The organism is Pseudomonas koreensis, from assembly GCF_036668835.1.
GTDB lineage: Bacteria > Pseudomonadota > Gammaproteobacteria > Pseudomonadales > Pseudomonadaceae > Aquipseudomonas > Aquipseudomonas koreensis_I.
Genome location: NZ_JAZEVW010000003.1, coordinates 266,769 through 288,696, shown reverse-complemented (window position 1 = coordinate 288,696; position 21,928 = coordinate 266,769). Strand labels below are relative to the sequence as shown.

Here is a 21,928-nt window from a genome sequence, read left to right as displayed (position 1 = left end):
ATCATCCTTGGTGGTCGGTGTGAAGGGTGGAAATCAGGCGGATCTGTTCTTCGTAGGCCTGAGCAAAGTCGCGGGCCAGCAGGCGCTCGCTCCAGTCATCGTCCTGACGCAGCGCCTGGTGATAACGGCCGAACGCTCTCCAGCGCCCGCCCGACGTGGCGATCAGCGGCTTGTTGTCGCGCTCGAAACGCAGGGTCAACTGCTCCGGCGAAAAGTGCTCGAGCGTGCCGCGCACGGCGGCGCGGCTGGCGGTGAGCAAGGCCACTTGATGCGCCTGCAAATCACGGAACGCACGGGAGATCGCCTGCTCGGCCGGCAGATGCCCGGGCTTGCTCGGCTGCAACAGAATCTCCAGCGCTTCGCTCGGGTCAACGGCGAATTTCAGTGGGTTCTTGTTGGTGCCTTGCACGGTGGTCTGGGCCAGACGCAGTTCGTTTTTCAGCTCCGAGCGGGTGCGCAGGCTCTGCTGCAAACCGCCGATGCTCTGGCGCAGCAGGCGCGCCGCATTGATCGCCATGGCCTCGCGTTCGTCGTGGCTGAGGCCTTTGACGTCGACACCCAGCGCCGCGCCGAAATGCTCCCAGAATCCGTCGCTCTGACGCTCGACGGCTTTCGGGGCCGGAGCGGGTTCGGGTTCGACCGGGGCGGCGATCAGCTCGGGAACCAGCAGGCTTTCCATGTCGATGCGCGCGTAGTCGGCACGCTGACGCGAGTCTTCCGGTTTGGCCGTGGGCGCCAGCAGCTCGTCGATTTCCGAGTACACGCGCTCTTGCTGCTCGAGCGCATTGAGCGGATCGAGATTGAGGAACGCGTCATCCGGGATGATGCTGCCAGCAGCGCGCGGACGGCCGACTTCACCGTCGAAGGTCGCCGGGTCGCGCACCAGCCGCGCGCGAATCTCGAAGTCGCCAAGAATGTAGGTGCTGCCGTGTTCGATGCGCACCGGCTCGCCCTTGTGCAGGCGCGCGTGACTGCTGCCGTCCTGGACACCGTTGCTGCTGGTGTCGGTGAGGAAGAACGAGCCATCGCGGTAGCTGACAATCGCGTGGTGATTGGACAGATGACGCTTGCGGTCAGGGATGATCCAGTCGCAGTCCTCGCCCCGCCCGATCACGCCGCCGGCCTGTTTGAAGGTCCGCTGGCACAATTCGGTGGGCACGAACTGCTTGGTGTTCAGCATTTCGAAAACCAATTCCATGTTTGATGCTCCTTGCGGTCACTTGCCGCGATTGACCGCTTGCGGATCACCCAACGGGCGATAGTCGTTGTCGTTGAATTTGTAATTGCCGCTACAGCCGCCAAGGCCGCATAGAACGACGAGGGTCAGCAGAACAGCGTGCCAGTGACGAACAGACATCAGAGGGTCTCCAGGTGTAGACAAAGCACAAAGCGCCGACCCTTGCGGGCGGCGCTGAAATTGGTTTTTCGGGACAGATCGATACGCTTTTGCCTAGCCATCGAAATCCCCCAGATTGATGTTCAGACGGCCGAGCCGATACAGCAGCGTGCGCCGTGGCAGCCCCAGTTCGCGGGCGGCGAGGGTCTGGTTGCCGTCGTTCTTGCGCAGGCAATCGAGCAACAAAGTGCGTTCGACCTGTTCCAGGCGTTCGCGCAGATTCAAGTGGCTGTTGTCCTCAAGGATCGGCTCCATGCGCAGGGCAAAATGCTCGGCGAGCAGTTCGCCGCCTTCGCACAGCAACACGGCACGTTCGACCAGCGCTTTGAGTTCGCGCACGTTGCCGGGGAAGGTGTAACCCGACAGGTGCTCCAGCGCCGCGCTCGACCAGCGCACCGGATCACGCTGCAGATAGGCACAGGTCTTTTCCGCGAAGTGTTGCGCCAGTTCGAGGATGTCGCCCTCGCGCTGACGCAGGGCCGGCAACTCGATCGGAAATTGCGCGAGGCGGTAATACAGGTCCTCGCGGAATTTGCCTTCGCCGACCAGCGCCGCCAGATCGCGGTGCGTTGCAGCGATGATGCGCACGTCGATTTTGTGCGTGTCGTTCGAACCCAGCGGACGAATCTCGCCTTCCTGCAACACGCGCAAAATCTTCGCCTGCAACGACAGCGGCATGTCGCCGATCTCGTCGAGCAGCAGCGTGCCGCCATTGGCTGCATCGAACAGACCGGCGCGGTCGCGATCGGCACCGGTGAAGGCACCTTTGCGATAGCCGAACAGCTCGCTTTCAAGGAGGTTTTCCGGCACCGCCGCGCAGTTCTGCACGATGAACGCCTGGGAACGGCGCGGCCCACAATCGTGGATAGCCCGCGCAACCACTTCCTTGCCGGTGCCGGTTTCGCCACGCAGCAACACGGTGTACGGGCTGTGCAGGACTTTGCTGATCAGCGAATGGGTCTGGCGCATCGCTGCGCTTTTGCCGATCAGGCCGTAGCCGCTGATGCTCGGCACGCTGCGCACCGCCGTGGCCGATTCCGCCGATGGCTGACGCAGGCGTTGCAGCAAATGCAACTGGCCGAGCACGAACGAACCGAGCTGACCGAGGGAATCGGCAAAGCCCTGCAAGTCGGTGCGACGACGGCTGGCGCAGAGCAACAAGCCTTCGACCGCTTTGTGGCTGTTGACCAGCGGCACGCACAGCAACGACTGCCAGGCGCTGGTCGTCGCGGGCAGAAAACTGGTCTCGTGCAGGCTGCCGCTCAAATCGTCGAGGCACACCACGCGGTTCTGGCACAGGGCGAATTGCAGCAGTTGTTCACCGTTGTAATCCGCCGGCAAGCTCGCCGCCTGGCGCGGTTGCAGCGCGCCATCGAGGCATTCGGCGTTCATCCCCAGGCAAGTGTGGGTGGCGTCGAGCAGGTACAGCTGCGTCAGTTCGCAACCGCTCAGCTCGGCCAACCCGCGCACGAAGTCACCCAGCAGCGCAGCACCGTCCGCCGCCCGCGACAGACTGGCGAACTGCGCCAGCAACGCTTCGGCGTAGACCAGTGGCTGCGGCACTCGAGTGAACATCACACCCACCTCAGGCGAACTCGCACGTCACGCTGGCGTCGCCGTCGAGCGTGGCGTGCACGCGCTTGAGGCTTTCACCCGTGGCCATCGCATCGAGCAGACGATCAGCCACCAGCGGCAATACGTGCTGGTCGAGCAGATGGTCGATCAGACGCGCGCCGCTTTCGCTTTGCGTGCAGCGCTCGGACAGGTGATCGACGAGGTTCTGGCACCAAGTGAAATCCAGCTGACGACGATTCAGGCGCTCGCCCAGACGGCCGAGCTTGATCTCGATCAGCTCGCGCAGCACCGGGCCGCCGACCGGGTAGTACGGCACCACTTTCATCCGCGCCAGCAACGCCGGTTTGAAGTGTTTGCTGAGCACCGGGCGAATGGTTTCTTCGAGCACTTCCGCGGTTGGCCGCGCGCCGTTCTCGCAGAGGTCGCTGATCTTGTCGCTACCGAGGTTCGAGGTCATCAGGATCAACGTATTGCGGAAGTCGATCTCGCGACCTTCACCGTCGTTGGCCACGCCTTTGTCGAAGATCTGATAGAACAGGTTGAGCACGTCCGGGTCAGCCTTTTCGACTTCATCGAGCAGCACCACCGAATACGGTTTCTGCCGCACCGCTTCGGTGAGCATGCCGCCCTCGCCGTAACCGACGTAGCCCGGTGGCGCGCCGATCAGGCGCGAGACGGTGTGCTTCTCCTGAAATTCGGACATGTTGATGGTGGTGATGAAACGGTCGCCGCCATACAGCAGGTCAGCCAGGGCCAGCGCGGTTTCGGTCTTGCCGACGCCGCTCGGGCCGACCAGCAGGAACACGCCGACCGGTGCGTCAGGCTTGTTCAGACCGGCAGCAGTGGCACGCATCGAGCGATCCAGCGCGTGCACGGCTTGTTCCTGGCCACGAATGCGCGTGCGCAAATCGGTGGCGAAACTGGCGACCTTGGCGTTGTGTTCGCGGGCCAGTTGCGCCAACGGCACGCCGGTCCAGGCGCTGATCACTTCGGCGACCAGACGCGGGCACACTTCGAAGCTGACCAGACGCTCTTTGACTTGTGCAGCTGTCAACGCCGTGTGGGTTTCATGCAGCTGAGCCTCCAGCGCTTCAACGCTTTGGCCTTCTTCGACTTCGGCGACCACGGTTTCGATCACGGTGCCTTCGGCGTCTTCTTCAATGCTGACGGTCGGCTCGACAGCAGCGGCTGCGCGGGCCTTGGCCAGTTGCTGACGCAATTCCAGCAGGCGTTCGGCCAATGCTTTCTGCTCGGTCCACAGGGTTTCCAGCGCGACCATCTCGCTTTCGGCTTCGTCCAGACGCGCTTCCAGTGCTTCCAGCGCTTCGTGGTCGATCAGCAGACCAGCCTCGGCATCGCGACGCAGGGCCTGGCGTTGACGGCCACCTTCCGCCAGTTCGCCACGCAGACGCTCAAGGCTTTCCGGGGCGGCGGCGAGGCTGATGCGCACGCGGGCGCATGCGGTGTCGAGGACGTCGACGGCTTTGTCCGGCAGTTGCCGCCCGGCCAGATAACGCGCAGACAATTCAGCCGCGGAGACCACCGCGTCATCGCGCAGGTAGATGCCGTGGCTCTTCTCGTAGACCTGAGCCAGACCGCGCAGGATGGTCACCGCTTCGCTGACCGTCGGTTCGTGCAGTTGCACAGGCTGGAAACGACGGGCCAGTGCCGGGTCTTTCTCGAAGTATTTCTTGTACTCGGCCCAGGTGGTCGCGGCGATGGTGCGCAATTCGCCGCGGGCCAGTGCCGGTTTCAGCAGGTTGGCTGCGTCGGAACCGCCGGCATTGCCGCCCGCGCCGATCAGCGTGTGGGCTTCGTCGATGAACAGAATGATCGGTTTCGGCGAGGCTTTGACTTCGTCGATCACGCCTTTCAGGCGACGTTCGAATTCGCCTTTGACGCTGGCGCCGGCCTGCAACAGGCCCATGTCCAGCGACAACAATTCAACGCCTTTGAGCACCTGCGGCACTTCACCGGCGGCGATGCGCGAGGCCAGACCTTCAACGATGGCGGTTTTACCGACACCGGCCTCACCGACGACGATCGGGTTGTTCTTACGGCGACGGGCGAGGATGTCGACCATCTGCCGGATCGCGCCGTCACGGCACAACACCGGGTCGAGTTTGCCGTCGCGGGCCTGCTGGGTCAGGTTGTGGGTGAAACGCTGCAACAGCGATTCGCCTTGCGCGGCCGGTTTGCCATTGGCCGCCGGTTGCTCCTGTTGCGACAGGGCGAATTCCTTCAGGCGATCGATGTTCAACTTGGCAAGCAGCGGCTGATAGCGGCTGCCGGCATAGCGCATCGGGTTGCGCAGCAAAGCCAGAATCAGCGCGGCGTCTTCGACCTGGGTCTGGCCCAGTTCAAGGTTGGCCACCAGCAGCGCGTCTTGCAGCCATTGCACCAGTTCCGGGGCGAACACCGGGTTGCGCGAAGCGCTGTGCTCAACCCGCGATTGCAGCGCGGCGCTCAGCTCACCGGCATCGACGTCGGCATCCTGCAAGGCGCGTGACAACAAGCCGTTCGGACGTTCCAGCAGGCCCAGCAGCAGGTCTTCGACGAGAATCTTGCTGCCGCCCCGAGCCACACAACGCTCGGCCGAACGTTCCAGATCACGACGGGTTTCGGCGTCCAGCGCCTGGATGAGTTGTTGCAGGTCTACGTTGATCATGGCTCACGTCCTTAATGAATTTTGCTGCCCAGGGTCACCACGCCGTCCGCTTTCTCGCGGCCCAGCCAACTGGTCCAGCCGAGGCGACAGGCGTTCTGCTCACCAATGCGCAGTTCGCGGATTTCTTCCTGGCGCAGGACCAGGCGAATGTCGTAATCGAGCGGGTCACGCAGGGTGAACCGCACCAGCGCGCAGAGCGGCTGGTAACCGAAACCGATCGGCAAGAATTCGTGGAAGCGCTGCCAGTCGAGTTCGGTGATGTGGATGCGGAATTTACCGCTGCGGTCGCGCACGTGTTCGCCGAGCACCAGGTCTTCACCGAGCACACTGTTGGCGCGGCCCAAACGATTGCGCTGCTCGTCGAGAATTTCCACGCGGCGCTCGATGCACTGCTCGATGACCAGGTCTTCGTGCTTGAAGTAGTAACGCAGCACGGCTTCGATCAGCGCCGCCGAGTGCGCCCGCAGGCTGAGCAGGCCGAGGTACGGCAGCAGGCGTTTCCAGTTGAGTTCCTTGGCCTTGCGGATCTCGTCGCCGCCCAGGCCGATCAGCGCGAACAGCTGCGCCGAGAACGGATCGACCGCGCCGCTCTGGAAGCTTGCGCGGTAGCGGTACTTGCGCCAGATCGGCAGCATCAGCCGTTGCAGGCGATGGTGGAACAGGTCGAGGAAATTGCGGGTCGGGTTGCCGTCTTCGCTGTCGCCCAGCGCCTGCTCGCCGTAGAACGCCGGCAGCGGCGAACCGGAGCCGACCAGCCCGATCAGGTTGAAGCGCATACGCGCGCGCATCTTGCCGTGCTCTTCGAAAAACTCGACGCGATCGACGTCGCTGCGCGGAAAGCCCAGGCTCGGGTTGGCCTGAAACTCGACCTGATCGTACAGATCGTCTTCGCTCAGGTGCGGGTGGGCCTCGCGCAGCCGGTCGATCACCAGCAGCACGGCCTGAAACAGCGAGTACTCGCGTATTACCTTGGTCAGCCCGCTTAGAGCAGGGGCTGCAGGCCCATACGTGGTGTCCATTGGTACACCTCTCCCTGTGTGCTTTTTACCCGCAGCTCATGGAATGAATTGAGACTGGCGTAAAGCGCGAAAAACTCGTTGAGAACCGAAGCGAAGACGAACAGATCGCCTTCGCCGATATAGCCTTCCGGGTCGATGGTCAGTTCGGTGCGCAAGCCGCGCACCGGCAGGCCGCGATGCAAGCGGTCGACGTGGTGATGTTTGATGTGCTTGAGGCCGCCGAGCAGGCGTTTGCTGACCTTTTCTGCGTGCTGGTCGTAGTAGCGCGGCAAGTCGTAGGTTTCCAGAATCACCTTCAACGCATTGACGTCGGCCAGCGACAGATAGTTAAGCGACATGTTGCTGATCAGCTTCCACAGGAAGTCACGGTTCAGCGGCGGCGCGAAACTCGGGGTGGCCGGGGTGATGTTGCGGAAACTCAAGAACTCCGGCGTCTCTTCGCAAGCCATGCAGATGTCGCCGAGCTTGAGCTTTTTCGGCAGGTTCTGGTTGGTGCACATCAGCTCGATCGACAGGGTTTCGTGGGCTTCGGTGTGGCGGATGCCGAAGCTCAGGTAAGTGTCGAGGCCGTCGTGCAGCAACGACGAACGCTGGCGAATGCTGTAATGCGGACGGCTGTTGGGCACGTCGAAACTCGGGTCGTGCTCGAAGGACTCGAACGGCACGTACTCCTGATAACCGAGGCCGCCGGGCTTCCAGCCAGTGACGGTTTCCACTGAGAACACGCCGCAGTTTTCCAGGTCGTATTCCGCCGGCAGCAACAGGTATTCATCCTGCTTGCCGTCGAGGCGGATCGGCAGTGCATCGTGCTCGAACAGATTGACGATCGGCGTGCAGAACAACTTGACGTTATCCAGGGTCGGGCGCATGCGCATGATGCCGCTCTTGCGAATATCGAAGCGCAGTTCGAGGCCGCGCATCTGCTTGAGGGTGTCTTCCGGCAGTGCCTTGAGGATGTCCAGACCGTTGACGTCGACGAAGAGAAACTTGTCCTGGAAGGCGAAGTATTCCTGCAGGTAGCGATAGCCACGGAAGGTGTTCAGCGGATACGGAATCAACGCTTCTTCTTCGGCAAAGCCCACCGGTTTGACCCGGTCACCGGGAATCTTGAACGCCATCGGCTTGCCGCTGACGCCATCGATGGGTTTGCCGGCGCCGTCGAGCGGGATCAGTTCGATGCCGTCGAGGTTGCGCAGCAGGCTCAGGTAGAGCATCTGGCTGATGTAACGCTCACCGGCAAAGTGCAGGCGCAGTTTGCTCAGTTCCAGTTCGCCGAGATGGCCGTCGGCGCTCATTTCCAGACGCAGGCTGAGCAGCGAGCCGTCACCCTTCACCGAGTAGTTCAGCGCAGCCAGATCCAGCGGCAACACTTCGGTCGGGTAGCAAGTACGGAAGCGGCAACGCACGTCTTCGATCGGCTTGCTTTCAATCGGCGTATCACGCTCGACGCGCAGCGCCGGCCCGGAACGCTTAAGCGGATCGAACTGCAAAATGCTGAACGCCGGCAGTGGCCGCATGTAGTTCGGCCACAGCAGTTGCATCAGCGAATGGCTGAGCTCCGGCAGCTCATCATCAAGCTTCTGCCGCAGGCGCCCGGTGAGGAACGCAAAGCCTTCGAGCAACCGCTCCACATCCGGATCCCGCCCGGCCTGCCCCAGATACGGCGCCAACGCCGGACTACGCTCGGCGAAACGGCGACCGAGCTGGCGCAGTGCGGTGAGTTCGCTTTGGTAGTAGTGGTTAAAGGACACGGGTTACCTGCCTGGTTTTTCGTTTGATTTCGCATCACTGCGAGTCTTAAAAATCGCTAGTGAGTTTTTGGCTTATTCGGGTTAAGTACCTTGCGTTGCTGGAGGTAAATCACCCCACCTCCTGAAAACGCAATGACATCGCTTGGAGTGAGTGGCTCATCGCCCTTTTCGCCGTACTTGACCCATCCTTCGTCCCAAAGACCTCCACTTTCATATCTAACCTGAACGAAATAATAGGGAGGCTCGGACTTGGTCACCTCTATAAACTGACCGCCATCAACACCACCCTGCCATTGTGCGTAGGGATGTTCGGTCAAGATGTGCGGCTGGTCTGCAGAAAAATCCATATGCGACAAAACAGCGACAATCACTAAAAGCGAAACAACCCCAACCAGAATCAGAAATCGCTTGATCCAAAGCCACCCCACACACCAAGTCAAGATACTCGCCATAACTATCATCCCCTGTCAGAAAACAGAGAGATTTTGCTCATCAACTTGAAAACAAAAACAACAACAGCCGAAACCAAAAAACCAAAAAACAAAAAATAAGGAATATACGCCAACCACATAAATATCATCCCCAAACCAGCAGGCCTACCAGCCACCAGATATCCGACACCATACATAACCCAAGGCAAGCCATAAAACGGGATAAAAATTATCGGAGCCCACCAAGCAAGCTTTATTACTTCCAACTCAGATTTTTTACTAATCACACAACACGAAAAAGCCGCAAATAAAACATATGCAACTAAGCCAAAGCCAAGAGCATAAACAAGAACAAACTGCTCAACTCCTCCGTTTAGCGGTTTTGAAAAATAGGCCGCGTCAACTGCCAACAGGATCGGCAACAAAAACGCGGGCATCCAAACGGCCACTTTGAAATAACCCGTATATGTCATTTCAATGTCGACTCTGTATTGGCGTCCGGCATAGGCTCCTCCCAAATGCCCATCCAGCGGCCATCATTTGGGCTAAGGTTGATGAAAAAATCGTTCCACTCTGTAATCGGGCGCATTTCAAGCTGCTCCTTTTTGAGCTTCCTTCTTCTCATCTCATTCCCCAGTTGATCCTTAAAGTTTCCTTCATCATCCACCTCAATACGAATAGCAGAAGAGATCATTGGATACTTTTTATCGCCAAACAGAGAAACGGCAGCGGCCCCTTTTCGTACGTGCACGCCAAGGAAAATCGATTTCCCAGACGGGTCAGAAATAAACGCCTCACAATTTGGAAACCCATCACCGGAAATATAAGTAACGACATCCAGATGCTTCGCAACTCGATCCAGCGTCATTATTATTTTATAACTTACATCCAAACTTGGTACAAACGTGAGACCAGTGAGTTTTTTTGTCATTGCCGACATTGGAAACGCATGATTCTCACCAGCGTATCCGCCCTCTACCCAAACAGTAGTGACTGCACCTTTTTCCGTTTTTATTGATGGCCAACTTCCACCTTTAGGTTTCAGCTCTGCGTCGTAGTGGGTGTGCTCCGCCCCAGCTTTTCCGGAATCGTTCGACTCCGTTTGAGTATCAGTGACTTCATTGGATTGAAGCTTAACAAAGAACTTATGCCATACGCGTGAAGTTACTAACGTACCTTGAACACCAGAGAGCCCGCTAGGCTTTAACGAAAAGCCACGCGCATCGCCTTCAAAGTTAAAGCCGCTCCACCCGAATGTTTTACCTGGATGAAACGATCTTATATTGAATTCATAAGTTGATAACTTTGCTAACTTTACGGTCGCTACCTGCCCCTCACGATTGGTAGAGGGAGTGGAAGGAGCCTGCGCCAGAGGCGTTGCGTTAGACATTCGCGACTCCTGCTGGAGGAAGCAGCGAAACTTTCAGTATCTGCGAAGCTTTGCCGGTGCTAACGGCTTTGGTATGCCCGTTCGCGTCTGTCACACCCTCATAAACTTCACCTGACTCGGTCTCCAACCGGTAACCATAATTTGCTACCGGATTACCCTCATCATCCCGCAAAACAAAAAAGTCGTTGAAGTAGCCAGGCATTGGAACCGGCGGCACAAACGGCGCCGGCGAATGCGAATTGCCGATAATCACCGTCCCCGATCCAGCCGTTACTTTATTGCCATGAGATCCAACCGAACCGACCGTGGCGGCCGGTTTTCCGTTGATCAACACGGTAGTGGCAAGATCGCCGACCATCGCACCACCACACGCCGAGGCATCGCCTTGGCGGGCGGCCGCGAGGCCGTCGAAGAACACGTCGCCGGAACCGGCGGCGATCGGGTTGGTGCCGTGGCCGGGTAGCGGGCAAGCGGTGGGGTCGGATACACGTGCTGCGGGTTTGCCAGACATCGGGGATCTCCTTAGGTGACCTTGACTTGACCGCTGCCATCCAGGCGCGCGGAAAAACTGACCTGACGCTTGAACCCTTCAACTTCCAGCAGGCCTTCAATGCTGAAGGCCAGGCGCAGTTGATCGTGGTCACGCGGCAGGGAAATGACACGCACGTTGCTCAGGCGTGGCTCGTAGGCTTCGATGAAGCTTTCGATGGCCAGGCGGGCCTGACTCAGGGAGTCGTGCAGGCTCAGGCGCATGTCATTGAGATCGGGCAACCCGTAGTCGGCCAGCGTTTGCACGCTGCCGGCCCGGGTGCTGAGCATTTTGGCCAGATGGGCAGCCACCGACGCCATGGCAGAAACCTCGAGGCTCTTGCCCTTGCGTAGTTGTGCGTCGCCGTTGAGGCGCTCGAACAGGCTGCCGTATCCGTCCATGAGTCGCTCTTACTCTTTGTCCAGCTTGCCAACCAGCGACAGGGTGAAATCGGCACCCATGTACTTGAAGTGCGGACGCACGTTCAAGCTCACGCGGTACCAGCCCGGCTCGCCTTCAACGTCGCTGACGATCACCTGCGCAGCGCGCAGCGGACGACGGCCACGCACTTCGGCGCTCGGGTTTTCCTGGTCGGCAACGTACTGACGGATCCACTTGTTCAGTTCCAGCTCGAGGTCGGTACGCTCTTTCCACGAACCGAGTTGCTCGCGCTGCAGCACTTTCAAGTAGTGAGCCAGGCGGTTGACGATCATCATGTACGGCAGTTGGGTGCCGAGCTTGTAGTTCAGCTCTGCCGCCTTGCCTTCTGCGCTGATGCCGAAGAACTTCGGCTTCTGCACCGAGCTTGCGGAGAAGAACGCCGCGTTGTCGGAGCCTTTGCGCATGGTCAGGGAGATGAAGCCTTCCTCGGCCAGTTCGTATTCACGACGATCGGAAACCAGAACCTCGGTAGGAATCTTGGTTTCGATTTCGCCCATGCTTTCGAAATGGTGCAACGGCAGGTCTTCAACCGCGCCACCGCTCTGCGGGCCGATGATGTTCGGGCACCAGCGGAATTTGGCGAAGCTGTCGGTCAGCTTGGTGCCGAACGCGTACGCGGTGTTGCCCCACAGGTAGTGCTCGTGGCTGTTGGCAACGGTTTCCTTGTAGACGAACGATTTCACCGGGTTTTCTTCCGGATCGTACGGGTTGCGCAGCAGGAAACGTGGCACGGTCAGGCCAACGTAGCGGGAGTCTTCCGAAGTACGGAAGCTCTGCCATTTGGCGAATTGCGGGCCTTCGAAGTGGTCTTTCAGATCTTTCAGATCCGGCAGGCCGGTGAAGCTTTCCAGGCCGAAGAATTTCGGCCCGGCAGCAGCGATGAAAGGCGCGTGGGACATGCACGAAACGCTGGCCACGTACTGCATCAGCTTGACGTCTGGCGAGCTTGGCGACATGTAGTAGTTGGCGATGATCGCGCCCACAGGCTGACCACCGAACTGGCCGTATTCAGCGGTGTAGATGTGCTTGTACAGGCCCGACTGCATGACTTCCGGCGAATCTTCGAAATCGTCCAGCAGGTCTTCTTTGGAGACGTTGAGGATTTCGATCTTGATGTTTTCGCGGAAGTTGGTGCGGTCGACCAGCAACTGCAGGCCACGCCACGACGATTCCAGCGCCTGGAAATCCGGGTGGTGGAGGATTTCGTCCATCTGACGGCTGAGCTTGGCATCGATCTCGGCGATCATGCGGTCAACCATGGCCTTCTTGACCGGCTCACCGTTGTTCTGCGGCTTGAGCAGTTCTTCGATGAAGGCCGACACGCCGCGCTTGGCGATGTCATAGGCTTCGTCGTCCGGGGTCAGACGGGTTTCGGCGATGATGCTGTCGAGAATGCTGTATTCGCCGCTGGCGGCGCTCTTCTCTTGTGCTGCGCTAGTGCTCATTGTGTTGGCTTCCTTGGCAAGAGTCTCAGGCGTCCGGGGCTGCGGCGTTCAGGCCCAGCTCACCGAGTACGCGACCACGGGATTCGTCGTCGGCGAGCACGCCTTCGATCGCTTTACGGAACGCAGGCGCGTTACCCAGCGGGCCTTTGAGGGCCACCAGCGCATCGCGCAGTTCCATCAGTTTTTTCAGCTCAGGCACTTGCTCGACCAGGCTGGCCGGGTTGAAGTCCTTCATCGAATTGACGCGCAGTTGCACAGCCAGCTCGTCGGCCTCGCCATCTTCCTGCAGACGGTTCGGCACGCTCAGCGTCAGACCCAGTTCTTGCTTGGCCAACACTTCATCGAAGGTCATCTTGTCGATGCTGATCGGCTTGCGATCTTCGATTTTGCGATCGTCCTTGCGGTGGGTGTAGTCACCGATTGCCAGCAGTTTCAGCGGCAGTTCAATCTCTTCCTGAGCACCGCCGGTGGCGGGTTTGAAGGTGACGTTGATGCGTTCCTTGGGGGCTACCGAGCCTTCTTTGGCCATGGCTTTTCTCCTTGCGGTTGTGGCCCTGGGGCCTATTCGAGTACCACTTCGAGGTCGAGGTGGCACAGCCTGCGATAAATCTCTTCCTTGCGTTCACGTACGGCATGGTTCTGCGGCAACAACTCGCAGCAACTGTGCAGCAGGTGCAGCACTTCCAATGCAAGATCGGGCTCCCAGGCGTGCAGGCCTGAGTCCTGTAATGTCTGATCGAGGGTTTCGAGCTGGTTCTTGGCCAGTTCGTATTTCTTGGCCATGAAGCACAGCCGCGCGAGGGCGAACTGCCAGAAAAACCGTTCGCGCCCGCCGTGGGCCGACTGGAGACCCTGCTTGAGGATCTGCACGGCCGGCTTGAGGCCTTCCTTGCGCAGCAGTGGCAAGACGTCTTCGAGGGCCTTTTCCCAGGCTGGCTGGGTTTCGACGTTTTCGCTCTCGACCTTGCGCGGCGCACTGGCGCTCTGCAGGTGCGGCATGACGTGGGCGGCGATCCACGCCCGGGTGGACGGATCGGCGAACGGCGCGCCGTCATGGAAGCGCAACTCGACAATGCCCGGCAGGCGCTGAACCAAAAGCGCGAAGTGGATTTCCACTTCGCGCATGGCCAATTCGGCGTTGAGGTTCTGGAGACATTCCCAGACCATCCTCTGGCCATCGAACCAGAACGGTGCCTTCGCCAGGCTCGCCTCCAGTTCCACCAGCAGATCGGCGTATTTGCCCTGATCGAAACGGTCCTGATAAAGCTTGAGCTTTTCCAGCGGCAGGCCGCGCAACACGGTGATCTGCTCGGCGTTGCGCTCGGGCACCGCGTCGATGGTCATCCACAGCAACGTACGATTGAGGCGCAACGCGCGCAGGTCAGTGGCTTTCTGTTTCAGCCACCAGGCACACAACGGCCGGGCGCTTTCCTGCTGGGCACGAAGGGCTTTGTGCGCATCGCGTTCGTTGTCGATCGGCGCGCCGGGCGTGAGCAACTGGGTCGCGGCCTGCTTGACCTGCGCCACTGCCGCGCCGACCACGCCGGGGGCCGGCTGATTGTCGGCAGCGCGCTGGATCATGGTTTTCAGGCGACGGGAGATCGGCAGCAGCAGCGGCGCGTCATCGCCCAGATGTTCAGTGCAGGCGGCTTCGAGACCGGCCAGGTGCTCGGAGAGCTGCCGGAACATCGGCAACTGCTCTTTGATCGCAATGTTTTCGGTAATCACCTGCTCGAGACGCGGCACCAGCCAGCCAATCGCGGCGGCACGGGTGCGTGGTTTGAGCGGGTGGACGTCGGCCCAGTGGTTTTCCGACAAATGGTGCAGCAGACCGAGGCCGGCGAGCAGGCCGGGGAAGGATTCACGCTGGTACAACGACCAGGTCAGCCAGGCGCCGACACGCAGATCCTTGGATTGGGTACGCAACAGGTTTTCGCTGTTTTCGCGGATTTTCAGCCAGTCGATCTGCCCGCTTTCGTGCATCGACGAGGCTTTGGCCAGCTCGCTTTCCAGCGCCTCGAATTCGCTCGAAAAACGAACATCTTCGCCCGCGAAATTCTCTTTGGAAACAGAGACTTTTGCGAGTTCGAGGTAATGGGCGGAAAGTTTGCTTGAGTAGGACATCCATGGCCTTTATTAAGGATTACAGTCGTGCGGGCGAATAGAGTGTCAGCCACGCGGGACAGTATCGAAGAGCAGTTCAGCGACTCATCCAATTGAGATGTGCTCTTTCAAGTGGGCGCATCGTAATCACAATGATGGCCACTAGCAAGCATCTGATTAAACAACAAGACGAAGTGTTCATTGGGCTCTGTAGGAGATTGCCTTATATGTTGCAAGGGAATCCCTGATACCCGCTTTGCATAGCCGCTTTTTCCGGGACCCCGGCAAACCCTCGACCTAGAGCCGTCAGAACCGGACGGCGAACGTTTCGCCAAGCGCAGCGCTCGATACGCGGCGGCAAGCATGACAACTCTTGCAAAAAATAGAAGTAGGACGCTTCTGAAAAACTGCAGTTTTTTTTAAACACTTTGACCCCGACCATGGCAAACAAATAAAGTGCCATCAATTTGATGGCACTTTATTTTGTGAGACTTTCACGATCCGGAAACAATGTACAAGCCTCTACTTCGATAATGCAAAACTGCCTTCCTACAGTCATTTCCTGCAACTCATCCACACACTTACAACCCGGAAGTCTCTGACAAGCGTCAAAGATACTTCTTACATCATTTCATTTCGCGCTTGGTTAGCGTGCCTTGGCAAATTTCTGACGCGTAGCGATCACGGACGATCGAGCACCGCGCAAGACTCTCTTTGCTTAAGGACAAGCCCATGTTCAATCCAGGTGATTGCGCGCGATTCGAGCTGCATATCCCAGCCATCCGGCACGATTTCAGGGTGCTCGCATTTGACGGCACCGAAGCCATCAGCCAGCTGTATTCCATACGCATCGAAGTGGTCAGCGAGCGCACAGACTTCGATCTGGAGAGCCTGCTCGCTCAGCCGGCGTTTCTGCAGTTCGGCTTCGACCGGGAGGGCATCCACGGACACATCGAAGATGTCCAGGTGGGTGCCGCGGGCAATCGTCTGACTCGCTACAAGTTGAGGCTGGTCCCGGCGCTGCATTATCTGCAGTTCAGTCATGACCAGCGGATTTTCCAGCGGCTGACAGTGCCGCAAATCATCGCTCAGGTACTGAAACGCCACGGTATCCTGAGCGACGTGTTCACCTTCCACGTCACGCCGAACGAGCCCCGCGAGTACTGCACTCAATATGGCGAAAGCGACTTCCAGTTTATCCAGCGCCTATGCGCCGAAGACGGTATCGCCTGGCACCATCAGCATTCGGCTGAGGGGCATTGGCTGGTGTTTAGCGACAGCCCGGTGTTTGCACCCAAATTGGGGCCGACATGTTTCAAGGCCGACAGCGGCATGGTCGCCGAACGAGCGGTGATCAACCATCTGACGATGGGCTTCAACACGCGCACCAGCACCGTCACGCGTCGTGACTATGACCTGAAACGCCCCAGCCTGCTGCTGGAGAGTCGCTTCACCGCTGAATTCACGCCTGATCTCGAGGACTATCGCTATCCACTGCTGATGACGTCCGAGAAGCACGGCAAGCAGTTGGCGCGCCAGGCTCTGGAGCGTCACCGCAGCGACTACCAATGGATTGAAGGCCACAGCAATCAGGCGACGCTGCGCAGCGGCTACCTGTTCGATATACGCGAGCATCCGAGGACGGACTGCAACCAGTCATGGCTGTTGCTGACGCTGACCCACGAAGGCAGGCAGCCGCAGGTGCTGGAAGAATCCCTGGGCAGCGCTGCGCAACCGGCCGACAGCTTCAGCCAAGGTTATCGCAACACCTTCAGGGCCGTTCCGGCAGACGTGTTCTACCGCCCACCGTTGCCTGCGCCAAGACCTTTGCTGGTGTGTCAGACCGCACGAGTTACCGGGCCCTGCGAAGAAGAGATTTTCTGCGACGAATACGGCAGGGTTCGCGTCGAATTCCCGTGGGATCGTGCTGAACGCAACAGCGAGAAAAGCAGTTGCTGGTTACGCGTGGCCTCCAGTTGGGCAGGTGAGGGATTCGGCGCAGTGACCATCCCCCGGGTCGGAATGGAAGTAGTGGTGAGTTTTCAGGACGGCAACCCGGACCACCCGCTGATCACCGGCTGCGTCGCCAACAAGGTCAACAGCGTTGCTTATCCATTGCCGGCCAACAAGACCAGAACGGTGCTGCGCAGCCAGAGTTATCCGCGTAATGGCGGGTATAACGAGTTGTCGATCGAGGACCGTGCCGGGCAGGAGAACATCTACCTGCGGGCCCAGCGCGATCTCGAGCAACTGATCCTCAACGACAGCCGCAGCCGGATCAACCGCAACCGCTTCGAGCATGTTGGCAACGACAGCATCAGCCTGATTGAAGGCACGGAGACCCGCACCCACCAAGGCGTGCGCAGCACCCTGATCAATGCCAATGATCTGCTGACCGTCAGCGGCACCAGCAGTCAGACCTTGGGCGCTCTGGTGATTCAGGCAGATCAGCAGGCACACGTCAGCGCAAGCAACGTGGTGATCGACGCTGGCATGAGCCTGACACTTTCGGCGGGCGGTCATCACATCGTGATCAATGCCGGGGGGATTTTCAGCAGCGTGCCCATCGTCCAGGGCGGTGCGCCGCTGACCGGTCTCGCACCGCTGCAATCTCAGCAGGGGGTGGCCGGCGTTTCCCCTGCGGCCAGCGCCACGCCGTTGTCGATCATCAGCAGTGCCCGCGAGCAAGCGGCGGATTATTGCCCGCTGTGTGAAGCCTGTGCGGCGGGCCAGTGCGAGTTGGGAGATGTCGCATGAACCCGCTCGAACAATGGCTGCATGCCCAGACCCGTGGCGGATGCGAGCTGTATCTGATGCTCGACACCGACGGCCAAGGCGCAGAGCACGCGGCGTTGACTCGCGACCTCGGCACCGAGCAGTTTCGTCCGCTGTACACCGGCACCGCGGCTGAGTCGCTGGGGTCGTCCGGGCCGCTGCTGTTGCGCCTCGATTCGGTGCAGCATCCGGCCATCCAGACATTGCTCGCTACGCCTGAGCGGCATTGGGGTTGGCTGGCCAGTGCCCGTCACATCGAACTGGAGGTACTGACTGCGCATTGGCGCGAGCGCGTGGTGACCGGCGAACGCCCGAATCTGGCGGTGTACCGCGTGCATGACAACCGGGTGCTGGGACGCGCGCTGGCGCATCTGCAACCCGAGCAGTACGCGGCATTTCTCGGGCCGTTCACCAGCGTCTGCTATTGGCACGCCGGGCAATGGCACACCGCCGACAACCCGGACCCCGGCCTCCATCCGCTGCCGATCGACCCACCGTGGCTGCAGACGCCAACTCCGCAACTGATCTACGCCAACGTGCTGTTCGACAACACGCGGCGTTACCTGGTCGGCGAACACACCGAAGCCATGGCAACGCTGGCCGAACAACGCGACGTCGATGAATGGTTGTGGGGTTTGGTGCAACTGACGCTCTTGTGGGGCTGGCAACAACCGGAGCAAGTGCATTTCCTGCTGACCCGCTGTTTGCAGTTACCGGGCTATCGACCACCCAAAACATGGCTGCCCAAACCCGGTGAAGATTCGGCGATGCATTTTGAGCGGGTCTATCAGGAAGCGTTGTATTGGCAGGGAGACATTGGCAGATGAGGCATTTGAAATACGGGTTGATGCTGAGTGGTTGCCTGGGATTGCTGGTGGGTTGTGCGACAGTGAAGACCCCGAACACGTTTACGTTTGTTCCGGATTTTCCGCCGGATTTCAAGTACGAACTCAAGGCTATCTACTTGCCTGCCAAAGGGGAAACCTGCCGTTTGCCGGGGAAGCGGGATTTCTGGGTGAGCTTCAATAAACCCACCATGGAATATGTAAGCACTGCGGAAATTGATTTGTACAGAAAAGAGAGCGACTGCCCGCTGGCGCTGAACTATGTCGAAATCAAGATTATTGGCGTCATTGGCAGAGACCAGAAACGCACCTACTCAAGCTACGACTATGCGTCGTTCGCCGTGCGCCCGGAGTTGCAGGAGCGGCATAGGGGGAGTATCGACGATGACGGCGCGGGGAGGTTTTTCGGTGAGTGCCAATGGCTGTTTAGGACTGTTGGTCCCAAACGCTATATCACCAAAATCCTGACCTGCAAAAGGATGGATCCGCAGGGGAATCTTGGCCGAGGCCATCCTTTTACGGCGTACACGCTGACTCAGCTACCAGGGAAGACCGTAGAACTGCAGATCAGGTTAGCTGCGGAAGAGGAGCCTTACATGGGCGATACATGGGTCAAAGTACCCGGCGGATGGAAGCGATGCATGGGGAAAAGCTTTGAGGATCAACATGCGTTTTGTTACGGCAATCAAACTGACTTCAGCACCTTTAGGATGGTGGATGAACGGGTCTGCACAATTTACCCAAGCTGTGCAGAAAGTAAGGACGACGCGCCATGAGCATTGAGTCGTTGTCCGCACATGACGCAAAGTTTATGCAAGGCAAAACGCATGCATGCCCCGTGCGCGGGCACTCTACGAGCTTTCAGTTGGTAGATGAATTCGGTGATGGCAAACCATATGCGGGATTGGCATACGAAGCCATCGATTACGAAGACACAGTCTATACAGGCAAACTTGATTCAACAGGTTCAGGCAAAGTCGCAAAACACTTTTGCGGCCCGGTGATGCTTAAACTCAACCATGCATATCAAGGCCGAAACGATGATTACAGTGAGCTGATTCGTAGAAAACATTACCCGCTCCCCATCACCGAGCTCCAGGTCCGCGCCGAAAAAACCCGCTTCTTTCACAAAACCGGGGTTCGCACCCAAGCCAATCCCGCCAGGGAGCTGGCCGAAACCAATGCGTACTGTCAGGTCGAAGTCAGTGAACTGGTCAACCACATCGCCCACCTGCCGCCGCTGGTTGCTCGTCGCGACCCACCGAAGAGGGCGGCGCACAAGCTCATGCGACCTGCGGTGCAATCCAGAGATTTTACGGTTGTGGATAAAACCGCTGCGGATGGCGGACTGCACGCAATCCTGAGTCCGGCAGAGATGGGCACCGTCGAGCTGGGGTTTTCGCCGCCACCGTCCAAGGGCGTTGCGCTGCTGCCGAACAAGCATCATGTGCTGGAGGTTCGCCCGATGAGAGCGCTACGGCCGATGCTATCGACAGGCGACGCATTCTGCGCGCTCAACCTTTACCAGCTGTCGGTGATGGCCACGCTGAGCTACACCGACTTTGGGCAGGAGCCAAACACTCATCCGGTGGAAACCGACACGGTAAGCTTCCCGTTACAGCCCAGCAGCGGAAACTGGTTCGGCCATGCGCTGCCGCAGTTCGACGAGTTGTGGAGGGTCGATGACTCTCAAACACGAAAATATTACCCACTGTACGAAGACGTGCCGTATTCAAAACGTCTGGAAGTGGTGCCGTTTGACCCGAACCTTTACCCAGAAGTGAACGATCCGGCGCGGGGCGATGAACAAGAAAACCCGGCTAAAGTGCATTTTCTTGATGATCGTAACAAAGACAATGGCACCGATACCCAAGCCTTCATCTGCCACCACGACGAACTTATCCTGATCAGCGTACGCGGTACCAGTGAGTTCTGGGCAGACGGCTTTCGTGATGGCGATGCCCATCAGGTTCCGTTCGAAGAAGGCGAAGGCAAAGTGCACCGCGGCTTCTACGGTGGGGCCTTGGCGGCTTATCCATTCATCGAGACGTATCTGGACAAGTTCTACAGCGGGCAAAAGTTACTGATTACCGGGCACAGCCTGGGTGGCGCGGTGGCACTCATCCTGTCCGAGATGCTGCGCCGTGACAAACGCTTCGCCCCGCAAATCGTGCTCTACACCTACGGCGCCCCCCGCGCCGGCGACACCACCTTCATCGAAAGCGCCCAGTCGCTGGTACATCACCGCATCGTCAATCAGAACGATCCGGTGCCGAGCGTGCCGGCGACCTGGATGAACACCTTTGCCGAGCCTGTACCGATGTACGGAGCCAACGCCGGAGTGCTGGCTCTTAATCCGGTCGCCGGCCTCGGGCTCCTGATCTGGGGAATGACCAACTTCATGGGTGACGACTATGGGCATCACGGTGCCTTGCGCCATTTCATGCCGGTTGAGTTCGACAAGAACCATCGGTCTTCCATCCTTTGGGAACCGGGTTGCAGCACGATCATTGATCACGGCTGCGCCCAGGCCTTGCGCGCGACCAATGGCTTGCCCGAGCGCGAATCGTTTTTGCGGCAAGTGCTTTCCGCAGGTCATCACTCAATGGTCGGCAGCTATATACCCGGCTGCTGGGCCAGCTTGCGCCGTTGGCAGGAAGCGCTGCGGCTCAAGCGTGCGCTGGTGACTGATCGCGAGTTTGAGTGGGTCAGCAGCGCCCTGAAAAATATCCAGGAACAGCTGCGCGCTGTCAGGCGCGATCTCGAAAGCAACCATCGCTCCTACGTGCGAGAGCAGGAGTTCACTCACAAAACGCTGAAACTCATTCAGGAGATCGACAAGATCAGCATGACCGAGGCCCGCCTGAAAGCGCTGCGCGGCCAACGCATAACCGAGGCCGATGTTTACGGCAGCTTCGCCGACCAGCCCGAATGGGTCGAGGAAAGTCTGCTGCGCTGGAACGCCAACCCGGAAAACCTCATTCAGGAACAATTGGCGATGACTCCGCCCGCCGCCGCAGACCACGATGCTGCAATCGCCGCGATGACGGGTGGGCGGGCGGTTGGCGCGCCGTTTCATCTGGATATTGATTCGATTGTGTAGCGCCAGAACAACGCGCGAGCAAACCGTGGTTATGCCAGAATCCAAAGCCCGAAAATCGGCACCCCCTACGACAGCTGGCATGGAGCTTCACCTCATGGAACTGAAACCACTCTTTTTCGCCGCAATTCTGGGCCTTCCCTTCACCTCGGCATTCGCTGCCGCCCCTGCGCTGGAAGGTCATTACTATCTGACGGGGGCGATGGAAATGGGCGCCGAACTGTTGCTGCGCAAAGACGGCACCTTTGATGCGGGCGTTTCGTATGGCAGTGCCGACGGCTTCGCCAAAGGCACTTGGGCAGTGGAGAACCAGACCGTGGTGCTGAAAAGCCAAACCAAGGCTGCCTCGAACAGCGATCTGGGCGGCCTCTTCCAGGACTTGGAACTGGCAATCGAACCCAACTGCCTGGCCGTGGATTTCGGCAACGGCAAAGCGTGCTTCCGACGCCAGTAAGCCAAC

Annotated in this window: 19 protein-coding genes; 5 read left to right on the top strand and 14 right to left on the bottom strand. The window is 59.1% G+C overall.

The annotated features are described in order from the left end of the window. Position 1: 1 nt before the first annotated feature. From tagH to tssA, 14 genes are all read right to left on the bottom strand, one after another. Positions 2 to 1,198: a type VI secretion system-associated FHA domain protein TagH gene (tagH, locus tag V6F91_RS10500; RefSeq protein ID WP_332764105.1), complete on the bottom strand. Its 1,197-nt coding sequence runs from the start codon at positions 1,196 to 1,198 to the stop codon at positions 2 to 4. A gap of 18 nt (positions 1,199 to 1,216) precedes the next feature. Then, positions 1,217 to 1,357 carry a hypothetical protein gene (locus V6F91_RS10495; RefSeq protein ID WP_003229566.1) on the bottom strand — a complete coding sequence of 47 codons (141 nt, stop codon included), beginning with the start codon at positions 1,355 to 1,357 and terminating at the stop codon, positions 1,217 to 1,219. Positions 1,358 to 1,450: 93 nt separating this feature from the next. Further along, positions 1,451 to 2,971: a sigma-54 interaction domain-containing protein gene (locus tag V6F91_RS10490; RefSeq protein WP_208939231.1), complete on the bottom strand. Its 1,521-nt coding sequence runs from the start codon at positions 2,969 to 2,971 to the stop codon at positions 1,451 to 1,453. A 10-nt stretch (positions 2,972 to 2,981) separates the two neighbouring features. After that, complete coding sequence (gene tssH / locus V6F91_RS10485) at positions 2,982 to 5,639, bottom strand: type VI secretion system ATPase TssH (protein WP_332764101.1); 2,658 nt, start codon at positions 5,637 to 5,639, stop codon at positions 2,982 to 2,984. Positions 5,640 to 5,650: 11 nt separating this feature from the next. Further along, entirely contained in the window at positions 5,651 to 6,658 is a 1,008-nt protein-coding gene (gene tssG / locus V6F91_RS10480) for a type VI secretion system baseplate subunit TssG (protein ID WP_093096850.1), read from the bottom strand. Beyond that, the gene (gene tssF / locus V6F91_RS10475; RefSeq protein ID WP_332764099.1) at positions 6,622 to 8,409 is read right to left on the bottom strand and encodes a type VI secretion system baseplate subunit TssF; all 1,788 of its coding nucleotides are present in this window, start codon (positions 8,407 to 8,409) and stop codon (positions 6,622 to 6,624) included. The genes tssG and tssF overlap by 37 nt, the downstream gene beginning before the upstream one ends. A 56-nt stretch (positions 8,410 to 8,465) precedes the next feature. After that, positions 8,466 to 8,861, bottom strand: coding sequence for a hypothetical protein (locus tag V6F91_RS10470; RefSeq protein WP_332764097.1), 396 nt, complete (start codon positions 8,859 to 8,861; stop codon positions 8,466 to 8,468). A 5-nt stretch (positions 8,862 to 8,866) separates the two neighbouring features. Further along, complete coding sequence (locus V6F91_RS10465; protein ID WP_332764095.1) at positions 8,867 to 9,277, bottom strand: hypothetical protein; 411 nt, start codon at positions 9,275 to 9,277, stop codon at positions 8,867 to 8,869. Between the two features lie 32 nt (positions 9,278 to 9,309). Then, complete coding sequence (locus V6F91_RS10460; protein ID WP_332764093.1) at positions 9,310 to 10,230, bottom strand: hypothetical protein; 921 nt, start codon at positions 10,228 to 10,230, stop codon at positions 9,310 to 9,312. Further along, a complete protein-coding gene (locus V6F91_RS10455; RefSeq protein WP_332764091.1) occupies positions 10,223 to 10,741 on the bottom strand; it encodes a PAAR domain-containing protein in 519 nt (172 codons plus the stop codon). Before V6F91_RS10455 ends, V6F91_RS10460 begins: the two co-directional genes overlap by 8 nt. Positions 10,742 to 10,752: 11 nt before the next feature. Next, positions 10,753 to 11,160: a type VI secretion system baseplate subunit TssE gene (gene tssE, locus V6F91_RS10450; RefSeq protein WP_332764089.1), complete on the bottom strand. Its 408-nt coding sequence runs from the start codon at positions 11,158 to 11,160 to the stop codon at positions 10,753 to 10,755. Between the two features lie 9 nt (positions 11,161 to 11,169). Then, positions 11,170 to 12,645 (bottom strand): type VI secretion system contractile sheath large subunit, encoded by a 1,476-nt coding sequence (tssC, locus tag V6F91_RS10445; RefSeq protein ID WP_016772499.1) that lies wholly within the window; start codon positions 12,643 to 12,645, stop codon positions 11,170 to 11,172. A gap of 25 nt (positions 12,646 to 12,670) precedes the next feature. Then, on the bottom strand, positions 12,671 to 13,174 hold the full coding sequence (gene tssB, locus V6F91_RS10440; RefSeq protein WP_003229587.1) for a type VI secretion system contractile sheath small subunit: 504 nt from the start codon (positions 13,172 to 13,174) through the stop codon (positions 12,671 to 12,673). Positions 13,175 to 13,206: 32 nt separating this feature from the next. Next, positions 13,207 to 14,769: a type VI secretion system protein TssA gene (tssA, locus tag V6F91_RS10435; protein ID WP_332764085.1), complete on the bottom strand. Its 1,563-nt coding sequence runs from the start codon at positions 14,767 to 14,769 to the stop codon at positions 13,207 to 13,209. A 711-nt stretch (positions 14,770 to 15,480) separates the two neighbouring features. On the opposite strand from tssA, the gene tssI reads away from it, so the two are divergent. The 5 genes from tssI (at position 15,481) to V6F91_RS10410 (ending at position 21,922) form a co-directional block, all read left to right on the top strand. Continuing rightward, complete coding sequence (gene tssI / locus V6F91_RS10430) at positions 15,481 to 17,505, top strand: type VI secretion system tip protein TssI/VgrG (RefSeq protein ID WP_332764083.1); 2,025 nt, start codon at positions 15,481 to 15,483, stop codon at positions 17,503 to 17,505. Further along, on the top strand, positions 17,502 to 18,350 hold the full coding sequence (locus V6F91_RS10425; RefSeq protein ID WP_332764081.1) for a DUF4123 domain-containing protein: 849 nt from the start codon (positions 17,502 to 17,504) through the stop codon (positions 18,348 to 18,350). Before tssI ends, V6F91_RS10425 begins: the two co-directional genes overlap by 4 nt. After that, entirely contained in the window at positions 18,347 to 19,144 is a 798-nt protein-coding gene (locus V6F91_RS10420; protein WP_332764080.1) for a hypothetical protein, read from the top strand. Before V6F91_RS10425 ends, V6F91_RS10420 begins: the two co-directional genes overlap by 4 nt. Beyond that, complete coding sequence (locus tag V6F91_RS10415; protein ID WP_332764079.1) at positions 19,141 to 21,471, top strand: lipase family protein; 2,331 nt, start codon at positions 19,141 to 19,143, stop codon at positions 21,469 to 21,471. Before V6F91_RS10420 ends, V6F91_RS10415 begins: the two co-directional genes overlap by 4 nt. A gap of 94 nt (positions 21,472 to 21,565) precedes the next feature. Next, positions 21,566 to 21,922: a hypothetical protein gene (locus V6F91_RS10410; RefSeq protein ID WP_332764078.1), complete on the top strand. Its 357-nt coding sequence runs from the start codon at positions 21,566 to 21,568 to the stop codon at positions 21,920 to 21,922. Positions 21,923 to 21,928 lie beyond the last annotated feature (6 nt).

Coding starts and splice junctions, on each gene's coding strand:
- V6F91_RS10420 (WP_332764080.1), top strand. CDS start 18,347: ATGAGGCATTTGAAATACGGGTTGATGCTGAGTGGTTGCCTGGGATTG.
- V6F91_RS10465 (WP_332764095.1), bottom strand. CDS start 9,277: ATGCCCGCGTTTTTGTTGCCGATCCTGTTGGCAGTTGACGCGGCCTAT.
- V6F91_RS10495 (WP_003229566.1), bottom strand. CDS start 1,357: ATGTCTGTTCGTCACTGGCACGCTGTTCTGCTGACCCTCGTCGTTCTA.
- tssC (WP_016772499.1), bottom strand. CDS start 12,645: ATGAGCACTAGCGCAGCACAAGAGAAGAGCGCCGCCAGCGGCGAATAC.
- tssH (WP_332764101.1), bottom strand. CDS start 5,639: ATGATCAACGTAGACCTGCAACAACTCATCCAGGCGCTGGACGCCGAA.
- V6F91_RS10410 (WP_332764078.1), top strand. CDS start 21,566: ATGGAACTGAAACCACTCTTTTTCGCCGCAATTCTGGGCCTTCCCTTC.
- V6F91_RS10455 (WP_332764091.1), bottom strand. CDS start 10,741: ATGTCTGGCAAACCCGCAGCACGTGTATCCGACCCCACCGCTTGCCCG.
- tssE (WP_332764089.1), bottom strand. CDS start 11,160: ATGGACGGATACGGCAGCCTGTTCGAGCGCCTCAACGGCGACGCACAA.
- V6F91_RS10460 (WP_332764093.1), bottom strand. CDS start 10,230: ATGTCTAACGCAACGCCTCTGGCGCAGGCTCCTTCCACTCCCTCTACC.
- V6F91_RS10490 (WP_208939231.1), bottom strand. CDS start 2,971: ATGTTCACTCGAGTGCCGCAGCCACTGGTCTACGCCGAAGCGTTGCTG.
- tssG (WP_093096850.1), bottom strand. CDS start 6,658: ATGGACACCACGTATGGGCCTGCAGCCCCTGCTCTAAGCGGGCTGACC.
- V6F91_RS10415 (WP_332764079.1), top strand. CDS start 19,141: ATGAGCATTGAGTCGTTGTCCGCACATGACGCAAAGTTTATGCAAGGC.
- V6F91_RS10470 (WP_332764097.1), bottom strand. CDS start 8,861: ATGGCGAGTATCTTGACTTGGTGTGTGGGGTGGCTTTGGATCAAGCGA.
- V6F91_RS10425 (WP_332764081.1), top strand. CDS start 17,502: ATGAACCCGCTCGAACAATGGCTGCATGCCCAGACCCGTGGCGGATGC.
- tssB (WP_003229587.1), bottom strand. CDS start 13,174: ATGGCCAAAGAAGGCTCGGTAGCCCCCAAGGAACGCATCAACGTCACC.
- tagH (WP_332764105.1), bottom strand. CDS start 1,198: ATGGAATTGGTTTTCGAAATGCTGAACACCAAGCAGTTCGTGCCCACC.
- tssI (WP_332764083.1), top strand. CDS start 15,481: ATGTTCAATCCAGGTGATTGCGCGCGATTCGAGCTGCATATCCCAGCC.
- tssA (WP_332764085.1), bottom strand. CDS start 14,769: ATGTCCTACTCAAGCAAACTTTCCGCCCATTACCTCGAACTCGCAAAA.